This window comes from Aquimarina acroporae (genome assembly GCF_023195925.1).
In the GTDB taxonomy this organism is placed as follows: domain Bacteria; phylum Bacteroidota; class Bacteroidia; order Flavobacteriales; family Flavobacteriaceae; genus Aquimarina; species Aquimarina acroporae.
In genome coordinates, this window is the sequence record NZ_JALPRE010000049.1 from 1 (window position 1) to 420 (window position 420).

Below are 420 nucleotides of genomic sequence, written 5' to 3' on the forward strand. Positions count from 1 at the left end.
GGCCTTAGTAAGCATTACGATTACCGATGTTGTAGAGAGCAGTACTTTAACGCTTGCTAATGTTAATGAGAACGCTCCTGAGAACGCGCCTTATACGGCTAGTGCCCCTGCGCTTACAGGTACTCCAATAGGTAGTGTTACCTATACGATTAGCGGTGGAGCGGACCAGGCACAGTTCACGGGTATCAATGCCGCTACCGGAGAAGTTACCTTAGCTGCACAAGACTTTGAGAATCCTATCGATGCGAATGGTGATAATGTGTATGAAGTAGAAGTAACGATTACCGATGCAGATGGTAATACAGACACGGCTTTAGTAAGCATTACGATTACCGATGTTATTGAGAGCAGTACCTTAACGCTTGCCGATGTGAATGAGAACGCCCCTGAGAACGCCCCTTATACGGCTAGTGCCCCTGC

The 420-nt window shown here is 47.6% G+C and carries 1 protein-coding gene; it reads left to right on the forward strand.

The genetic code is table 11. The annotated features are described in order from the left end of the window. Positions 1 to 420: cadherin repeat domain-containing protein (locus tag M0D21_RS22950; RefSeq protein WP_248334414.1), on the forward strand; the 420-nt coding region annotated here is incomplete at both ends.